Genomic DNA, 9,172 nt, shown 5'->3' with positions numbered 1-9,172 from the left:
CGAGCCCAAGGACTCGTCCCTGGTCAGCCCGAACCTGCCGGGCCGCCTGACCCGCGTGTCGGACCGGCCGGACCTCTTCCAGGGGCAGCTGGCGACCTACAACGCCACGGTCGAGTACCAGTTCGACGGCGCCCGGCTGACCAGCTCCTCGACGTTGTCGGGCTTCGACCAGAAGTTCTTCGTGGACCTGGCGGGCACGTTCATCGCCTTCGCGCCGCCCGGCGCTCCTACCGGACCGATCGCCTTCGCCCTGGATGCGACGGCCTACATGGACACCTTTGTGGAGGAGGTGCGCCTGGCGTCCGACCCGGGCGGCCGGTGGGACTGGGTGGTCGGCGCGTTCTACCTCGATCGCCGTCTCGACGTTGACTACAACTACCGATCCAGTCCGGCCTACTTGGCGGCCCGCGGCTTCACCGGCCTGCCGGACGAGTACTACCAGCGCCAGTACAACCACACGAACTCGCAGGAGCTCGCGGGCTTCGGCGAGGTGACCTATCGCTTCAGCGACGACCTGTGGGTGACCGCGGGGCTGCGCTACGGCGGGTTCGAGGCCCAGTCGTTCGTCGAGGGCGGCTACACCAGCAACTACCTGGCCCAGGCGCTGACGCCCGGCAACAATCGCGCGCTGACGGTCACCCAGGTGGCCCCGGTCACCGGCGTAAAGGCCAAGGAGACGGGGCCCTCCTACAAGCTCAGCGTCTCGTACCGGCCAGTCCCCAGCGTGACGACCTATGCGACGGTCTCGACGGGTTTCCGCACGCCGGTGGTGAACGGCTTCGCCGGACGGGCCAGCGTGGTGAACCCGAGCGACATCATCATCCCGGCGGGCGCCGACTCGGACGACCTGACCAACTACGAGATCGGCCTGAAGGGCCGCTTCCTGGACGGCCGGCTGACCGCCAACCTGGCGGCCTACTGGATCGACTGGAAGAACATCCAGGTGCAGGCCAACCGCGTCTCCGACTCGGTGCAGTTCGCCACGAACATCGGCGCCGCCTTCAGCCGCGGCCTGGAGTTCGAGATCACGGCGCTGCCGACCGACGGGCTGACGCTGGGCGTCAACGGCGCGTTCAACGAGGCCGAGGTTTCGAAGCTCACGCCGACCGAGGCGGCGATCTCGGGCGCCGGCGAGGGCGTCCGGCTGGCTTCGCCCAGGTTCCAGGGCGCAGCCTTCGTCAACTACGGCTTCGACCTGACGCCGGAGGCGCGGGCCAACCTCTCGGCCGTGGTCCAGCGGGTGGGCAAGTTCCCGGGCCTGTTCCCCTACATCCCGGGCCGGCCCGGCGTGCTGCAGCCGACCTACGACTACACCGAGGCCTATACGAACGTGAACGTGACGTTCGCGGTGAACTTCGACCAGCTGACGATCGGCGCCTACGTCGAGAACCTCTTCGACACGCGCAAGATCACCTACGTGCACCCCGAGGCGTTCCTCGCCAGCCGGTACGCCGTCCAACGGCCGCGCACCATCGGCGTGCGGGTGGGCTACGACTTCTAGGTCATGGCTCAACCCCCGCACGCTCCGGCCGCGGCGCACGCCGCCGCGGCCGGCTCCCCCCGACCGGCGAAGGGGGCTTGGGTCGTCCTGGCGATCCTCTGCTTCGTCTATGTCCTGAACTTCCTGGACCGGCAGCTGCTGTCGATCCTAGCCAAGCCGATCCAGGACGACCTGGGCGTCACCGATGGCCAGCTGGGCCTGATCAGCGGCCTCTACTTCGCGCTGTTCTACTGCACCATCGCGATCCCGGTGGGCTGGCTGGCCGACCGCACCAACCGCGTGCGCGTGCTGGCCTTCGCCTGCGGGCTTTGGAGCGCCGCCACGATGGCTTGCGGGCTCTCGGCGAACTATCCGCAGCTGGTGCTCGCGCGGATGACGGTCGGCGTCGGCGAGGCAGGCGGGGTGCCGCCGTCCTACGCGATCATCACCGACTACTTCCCGCCCGGCCAGCGGGGCACCGCGCTGGGGCTCTTCAACCTAGGACCGCCGATCGGCCAGGCCATGGGCGTAGCGTTCGGCGCGTCGCTGGCGGCCGCCTACAGCTGGCGCACCGCGTTCCTGGTCGTCGGTGCCGTCGGCGTCGTCACCGCGCTCGTGGTGCTGTTCGGCGTGCGCGAGCCGGTGCGGGGCGGACTGGATCCGGAACCGGTCAAGGCCAAGCCTGTTGCGGCCCCCGGCTTCTGGCCGACCGTGCGCATGTTCTTCTCGACCCCGGCGCTCGCGCTGGCGGCGGCCGCGAGCGCGGCGACCCAGATCATCACCTACGGCGCCGGCAACTTCACGACGCTGTTCCTGATGCGGGAGAAGGGCATGACCCTTCAGGACGTGTCGCTCTGGTACGCCCTGGTGGTGGCCGTGGGCATGGGCGGCGGCATCTTCGTCTCGGGCCGGGTGATCGACCGCTACACGCGCCGCACCAAGGCGGCCTATGCGCTGGTTCCGGCGCTGTCGCTGTCGCTGGCCATCGTCCCGTACCTGGCCTTTGTCTGGGCGCCGTCCTGGCCGCTGGCCCTGGTCTTCCTGCTGTTCCCGACCTTCCTGAACTACTTCTACCTCTCCTCGGCCGTGGCCCTCGTGCAGGAGGAGGTCGCGCCGCACCAGCGCGTGCTGTCGGGCGCGCTCCTGCTGCTGGTGATGAACCTGGTCGGAATGGGCGTGGGGCCGACGTTCGTGGGCATGGTCAGCGACGCGCTGAAGGCGACGCATCGCGACAATTCGCTGCAGCTGGCGTTCTATGCGCTGGCGCCGATCTATCTCGTGGCTGTCGGCCTCTTCCTGGCGCTCGCGCGGGTGCTGAAGCGGGAAGAGGCGGCGGGATGAGGTCCTGGTTGGGCGCCCTGCTGGCGCTGATGCTGGGCGCCGAGTCCGCCGCGGCGCGGCCTGATCCGGTGGTGCAGGCGCCGGCGGGCGCGGTGCAGGGCGAGGCGCTGCGCGGGCTGAACGTCTTCCGGGGCATCCCCTATGCCGCGCCGCCGCTGGGCGAACGCCGCTGGAAGCCGCCGGCGCCGCTGGCGCCCTGGGCCGGCGTGCGCCAGGCGAAGGCCTTCGGGCCCGCGTGCCTGCAGCCGCGGATGCCGGCGGGGTTCATCTACGCCAGCGAGCTGCCGCAGCTGAGCGAGGACTGCCTGACGCTCAACGTCTGGGCTCCGGCGGGGGCCAAGGCCGCGCCGGTGGTGGTGTGGATCCATGGCGGCTCGCTGGTGACGGGCTCCAGTCGCGAGAGCATGTACGACGGGGCGGAGCTGGCGCGGCGCGGGATCGTGGTCGTCTCGATCAACTACCGCCTGGGCGTGCTGGGCTGGCTGGCCCACCCCGAGCTCAGCGCCGAGAGCCCGGAGGGCGTGTCGGGCAACTACGGCCTGCTGGACCAGATCGCGGCGCTTATGTGGGTGAAGCGCAACATCGCCCCGTTTGGCGGCGATCCGGCCAAGGTGACGATCGCCGGGGAGTCGGCCGGCGCCCTGAGCGTCATGTATCTGATGGCCTCGCCCAAGGCGCGGGGGCTGTTCGACAAGGCCATCGCCCAGAGCGCCTACATGATCTCGACGCCCGAGCTGAAGGAACGGCGCTTCGGTCGCGAGCCGGCGGAAACGGCCGGCGTGCGGCTGGCGAAGCAGCTGGGGGCGAGCGGGATCGCGGCGCTGCGGACGATGGACGCCGCCGAGCTCGTGGACCGTGCGCCGAAGGCGGGGTTCGCGCCGTTCGGGGCCGTGGATGGCAAGGTGCTGCCGCGCCAGCTGGTCGAGACGTTCGAGCGGGGCGAGCAGGCGCCCGTGCCGCTGCTCGCCGGGTTCAACCAAGGCGAGATCCGTTCGCTGCGGCGGCTCGCGCCGCCGAAGCCCGCGAGCGCCGAGGCGTACGAGCGCGAGATCCGCGCACGATACGGCGAGCTGGCCGACGAGTTCCTGCGGCTCTATCCGGCCAAGGACCTGGAGGAGAGCATGCTGGCCGCCACGCGCGACGCGCTCTACGGCTGGACGGCCGAACGGCTGGCCGCCAACCAGACCGCGGCGGGACAGCCGGCCTTCCTCTACCTGTTCGACCACGGCTATCCGGCCGCCCAGGCGCAGGACCTGCACGCCTTCCACGCCGCCGAGATCCCCTACGTCTTCCGGACGCACGATCAGACGCCGGCCGGTTGGCCGAAGCCGCCCAAGTCCAGCGTGGAGCTGCGCCTGACCGACGCCATCCAGGGCGCGTGGGCGGCCTTCGTGAAGACGGGCGCGCCGGGCGGCGGCTGGGCGCCTTACGGCGACGGCCGCGCCTACATGGCCTTCGAGGACGCGCCGCGGCCGGCGCGTGGGCTGATGCCCGGCATGTACGAGCTGAACGAGGCGGTGGTCAGCCGCCGGCGGGCCCAGGGCGACACCCCCTGGAACTGGAACGTCGGCGTGGCGGCGCCGACCTTGGCGCCTAAGTCTCCGGAGTCCCGATGATCGACGGCGCCATGCAGCCCTTCGCGCTGACGCTCGACAAGTTCCTGGCGCATGCGGCGAAGTGGCGGCCGACCTCGCAGGTGGTGACGGCGCGCGACGACGGCCGGATCGACCGCATCGGCTACGCCGATCTGAAGGTCCGCAGCCAGCGGGTGTCGGCCGCGCTGGCGGGCCTGGGCGTCGCCGTTGGCGACCGCGTCGCGACGCTGGCCTGGAACACCCAGGCGCACGTCGAGGCCTGGTACGCGATCATGGGCATGGGCGCGGTGTGCCACACCCTGAACCCCAGGCTGACGGCCGAGCACCTGGCCGGCATGGTGGCGCGGTCGCAAGCGCAGATCGTGATTGCGAGCGCCGACCTGCTGGGCCTGGCGCGGCAGGTGGCGGCACGCGTGCCGCAGGCGCTTCGGCTGCTGGTAATCGACGGACCGGCGCACGGCGAGGCCCAGGCGCTGGAGGCGCTGATCGCTGAGGCGCCGGGCGGCTTCGCCTGGGGCGGTTTCGACGAGACGGCGCCGTGCGGCCTCTGCTTTACCTCCGGCACGACGGGCGCCCCCAAGGGCGTGACCTACACGCATCGCTCGAGCTTCCTGCATACGCTTAGGGCGCTGCAGGTGGACACCATGGCGATCGGCGGCGCGGACGCGGTCCTGGCGGTGGTGCCGATGTTCCACGCAAACGCCTGGGGGCTGCCGTTCGCCTGTCCAGCCGTTGGGGCCAAGCTGGTGCTGCCGGGCCGCAACGCCGACGGGGCCAGCCTGGCGCGGCTGATCCGGTCGGAGAGCGTGACGATCGCCGTGGGCGTGCCGACCGTCTGGCTGGGCCTGCTCGAGCACCTGGAGGCAGCGGGCGGCGAGGTCCCCAGTCTGAAGCGGATCATCGTCGGCGGCGCGCCCATGCCGCCGGCGCTGATGGACCGGCTCGAGGCGCGGCTGGGGGTGATCGTCCAGACCAGCTGGGGGATGACCGAGCTGTCGCCGACCGGGACGGTGGCGCCGGCTGGCGCCGAGCGCTCTGCGGCCCAGTCGGGTCGCCCGGCGGTGGGCGTGGACCTGATGGTGGCCGACGCGGAGGGGCGGCCGCTGCCGCAGCAACGCAACGTCGAGGGCCACCTGCACGTGCGCGGCGCGGCGGTGGTGGAGCGGTATTTCGGAGACACCACGCCCGCGGTGGACGCCGACGGCTGGTTCGCCACGGGCGACCTGGCGAAGATCGACGACGAGGGCAATCTCGCGATCACCGGCCGGGCGAAGGACCTGATCAAGTCCGGCGGCGAATGGATCAACCCGGCCGAGATCGAGGCGGTGGTGAGCGCGCTGCCCGAGGTGTCGCTGGCCGCGGTGATCGGCCGTCAGGATCCCAAATGGGGCGAGCGGCCGATCCTGCTGGTCGAGCTGCGCGAGCCTGGGCATGTGAGCGACGAGGCATTGCTGGAGGCGCTGAAGGGCCGCGTCGCCAGCTGGTGGGTTCCCGACGCGGTGGTGCGCCTGGAGAGCATGCCGCTGGCGGCCACGGGCAAGATCGACAAGCTCAGGCTGCGGGCGGAATACGGCGCGGGGGCCGCGACTTGACGCCTCCTGCGGCGCGCCCGAAAGAACGGGACGTGCCCGAGACCCCCAAACCCCGCCGAGCGTCGAAGAAGGCGGAGCAGCGCGCGGAGTCGATGGAGCAGATCCTCGACGCCGCCGAGCACCTGTTCGCCCGGCACGGCCTCTATGGCGTGACCCTGAAGGACGTGGCCCAGCGGGTGGGCGTGCACCACACGCTGCTGAACTACTACTTCGAGGACAAGAAGAAGCTGTTCGACGCGGTGTTCGCCAGGCGCGCGGCGGTGACCAGCGAACTGCGCATGAAGGCGCTCGACGAGTACGAAGCGTCGGCCGGCGGCAAGCCCACGGTGGAGGGCGCGCTGCACGCCTTCCTCGACACCGACCTCGACCTCTACATCCAGGGCGGCGAGGGCTGGAAGAACTACGGCGCCCTGAGCGCGCAAGCGGCAAACACCACCGAGGGCGCCGAGCTGATGGACAAGCACTTCGACCCCGTCGTGCTGCGGCTGGTCGAGATCCTCAAGAAGGCCCTGCCCGACGCCTCGGAGGAGGACATCTTCTGGGGCTACCACTTCGTCACCGGCGCCCTGATGGTGACGCTGGGCCGGACCGGCCGCATCGACAAGCTGTCGGGCGGGCTCTGCCAGTCCGAGGACTTCCTGGCCATCAAGCAGCGCATGGCCCGCTTCATGGCGGCCGGCTTCCTGGAGATCTGCGAGCAGCGGAAGGCCGCGCGGGGCTGAGGGGGCGGCTTCCTCCGCCCGGAAGGAAATGTCGGAGGTTGGCTGGCGCGTCGGGGCGGCTATGTGTCGGTGGCGGACATCACCATCGCGCCGTAGCCGACATCACACGCTAGCCCCGCGCCTCACCCCGCATGGACCGTTGACACCGTCCCGAAGCTCAAGCTTTCTACGCATGTAAAAACTTACGGGTGTAGAAAATCGTGAGCGGAGCGGCGTTGCGCTCGTCGGCGGAGACCCCGCGCCGTCTGGACATCGATGGGCTTCGCGGCCTGGCGGTGTTCGCGATTCTCGCATTCCACGCAGCGCCGAGCTTGGCTCCCGGAGGGTTCGTCGGCGTCGACGTGTTCTTTGTGATCTCCGGCTACCTCATCACGGGAATCATCGAATCTGAACGGCGTTGCGGCGTCTTCTCGTTCTCGCGATTCTACCTGCGTCGGGCCAGACGGATCCTTCCGGCGTACATCGTGGTCACGGGTCTGGTCGCCGCCACGGCCTACTTCTTCCTGATGCCCCGGGAGCTGAAGGCGTTCGGCCGAACCCTCGCGGCGTCGGCGACCTTCCTGACCAACCACGCGTTCGCCCGCGGCGGGGGCTACTTCGAGCCGACTGCGGACCAAGCGCCTCTGCTTCACCTGTGGTCCCTGGCCGTCGAGGAACAGTTCTACCTAATTTGGCCCTTGGCCCTTGTGGGACTGTCGATCGCCGCCCTGCGCCGATATCGCGGCGCCGCCATCCTGCTGCTCCTAGGCGCGTCGCTTGCCGGCGCTCAGCTCATGCTGGCGACTGGGCAAAGCCTCACAGCCTTCTATCTCGCGCCGTTTCGTGCGTGGGAGTTCCTGGTGGGCGCCGTGCTGGCCCTTCGGATCGCGCCCCCGGTACAAGGCCGGAAGATCGGGAACCTCGCGGCCAGCGTCGGCCTACTGCTCCTCGCATTCTCGGTCTGGGGACTTTCCCGCGCAACGACGTTTCCAGGCCTCGCGGCGGTTCCTGCCTGTCTCGGGGCCGGCTTGCTGATCTGGTCGGGGAGCTCCGACGCGAGCCGTCCGGCGGCGTGGCTGAGCTCCCGCCCTATGGTGAAGCTCGGAACGATCTCCTACTCCCTCTACCTGTGGCACTGGCCCCTGCTGGTGTTTGGCCGGATCTATCTGGGTCGCCCCCTCCAGCCGCTTGAGGGCGTGGCGATCGCGCTGGCTAGCCTTCCGCTCGCTTGGATAACGTGGCGGTTTGTCGAGCAACCGTGGCGACGGGTTCGGCGGCCCAAGCTTGCCCACCTCGCGCTCGCGGCCGGTTCGTTGGCGGCGGTATTCGCCTTGGGGCGCGTGGCAACGAGCACCCACGGGGCGCCGGGGCGACTGCCATCAAGCGTGCGCGCCGCCGCGGAGTTCGAAGAGAAAGATGTGAACCCCCAGCGGGAGGTCTGCATGGAAGGCGCGTCCGATGAACGGACCACGCCGTCGGCCTGCCGGCCGGCAGGTCCAGTCGACGTGATCGTCTGGGGCGACTCGCATGCCGATGCTCTGTTCCCTGGCGTCGCACTCTGGGCTGCACATCGAGGCTATTCGACCCAACAGTCGACGATGGGAGGCTGCCCTCCGCTCGTCGGCGTGCGCGCTCTGTTGGTCCCCGATCGTGAACACGCGGATTGCGCCCCCTTCAACGCCTCGGTCCTGCGTGACATCGAGGACGCCCGTAGTTTGAAACTAATCGTCCTGATCGCCCGCTGGCCTCTCTACGAAGATCTCGAGCCCAGGTACGACATCAACAGCCCCAGGGTGGTGATCGAGGATCCGACCGGCCGAAGAGGCGCACCCATGCCCCTGGATCACGCGCTGGATCGCACGCTCACAGCGATTGCGCGAACCGGAACCCCAGCGCGCGTCGTGATCATGGGGCCTGTGCCTGAGCTTACGTTCAATCCGCCGCTCTGCATCGCGCAGCACCGGTTGCTGCGGCGGGACGAGCGGCGTTGCTGGTCAGCGGATGCGGAACTCCCGTTGTCTAGGACGCGGATCGCCGAAGCAAAGGTCGCCCGAGCATTGGCGGCGCATCCCGGCGTCGCGACCGTAAACCCCTCAAGGACGCTGTGCGCCAGCGACCGGTGCACCGTGGTGATGAAGGGGCGACTGTTGTACTTCGACGATGATCACCTGAGCGCGTCGGGAGCGCGACAGCTGGCGCCTGCCTGGCTCGATGCCGCTCTGCAGCGGTAGCCGCCACGGCCGCCTTCGATCGTCCGCTCCCAATCCTCAACTGACGTTCAGATCGTCGGCTTCGAAGCTCGCTGGATTGCCGGGAAGCGAAGGTGAGCTAGCCTAGACTGATGCGACATCCATGGCTCCTCACATGCCTTCTCGCCCTGGCGTCGTCAGCGGCCCAGGCGCAGCTCGGGGCGCCGTTGCTTCCGACCTATATCGTCCGGGTGGAGCTGAAGGACGACAAGCG

General features: G+C 69.7%; 6 protein-coding genes. All 6 read left to right on the top strand.

Annotated elements, in window-relative coordinates; all coding sequences use genetic code 11:
• A partial coding sequence (locus RIF93_RS15550) for a TonB-dependent receptor (RefSeq protein ID WP_309092358.1) occupies positions 1–1,501 on the top strand: 1,501 nt, incomplete at its 5' end.
• Between the two features lie 3 nt (positions 1,502–1,504).
• Positions 1,505–2,821 (top strand): MFS transporter, encoded by a 1,317-nt coding sequence (locus tag RIF93_RS15545; protein ID WP_309092357.1) that lies wholly within the window; start codon positions 1,505–1,507, stop codon positions 2,819–2,821.
• Positions 2,818–4,437 carry a carboxylesterase family protein gene (locus RIF93_RS15540; protein ID WP_309092356.1) on the top strand — a complete coding sequence of 540 codons (1,620 nt, stop codon included), beginning with the start codon at positions 2,818–2,820 and terminating at the stop codon, positions 4,435–4,437. Before RIF93_RS15545 ends, RIF93_RS15540 begins: the two co-directional genes overlap by 4 nt.
• On the top strand, positions 4,434–6,008 hold the full coding sequence (locus RIF93_RS15535) for an AMP-binding protein (RefSeq protein ID WP_309092355.1): 1,575 nt from the start codon (positions 4,434–4,436) through the stop codon (positions 6,006–6,008). Before RIF93_RS15540 ends, RIF93_RS15535 begins: the two co-directional genes overlap by 4 nt.
• Positions 6,009–6,040: 32 nt before the next feature.
• On the top strand, positions 6,041–6,730 hold the full coding sequence (locus tag RIF93_RS15530) for a TetR/AcrR family transcriptional regulator (RefSeq protein ID WP_309092354.1): 690 nt from the start codon (positions 6,041–6,043) through the stop codon (positions 6,728–6,730).
• 200 nt (positions 6,731–6,930) lie between these two features.
• On the top strand, positions 6,931–8,940 hold the full coding sequence (locus RIF93_RS15525) for an acyltransferase family protein (protein WP_309092353.1): 2,010 nt from the start codon (positions 6,931–6,933) through the stop codon (positions 8,938–8,940).
• Positions 8,941–9,172 lie beyond the last annotated feature (232 nt).

The sequence above is a fragment of the Phenylobacterium sp. genome (assembly GCF_031181185.1).
GTDB lineage: Bacteria > Pseudomonadota > Alphaproteobacteria > Caulobacterales > Caulobacteraceae > Phenylobacterium.
The sequence above is the reverse complement of the archived record's forward strand: the minus strand, read 5'-3'. Positions and strand labels throughout refer to the sequence as shown.

Bases quoted from the DNA above. Each gene is read 5' to 3' on its own strand.
- RIF93_RS15545 (WP_309092357.1), top strand. From the start codon at position 1,505: ATGGCTCAACCCCCGCACGCTCCGGCCGCGGCGCACGCCGCCGCGGCC.
- RIF93_RS15540 (WP_309092356.1), top strand. From the start codon at position 2,818: ATGAGGTCCTGGTTGGGCGCCCTGCTGGCGCTGATGCTGGGCGCCGAG.
- RIF93_RS15535 (WP_309092355.1), top strand. From the start codon at position 4,434: ATGATCGACGGCGCCATGCAGCCCTTCGCGCTGACGCTCGACAAGTTC.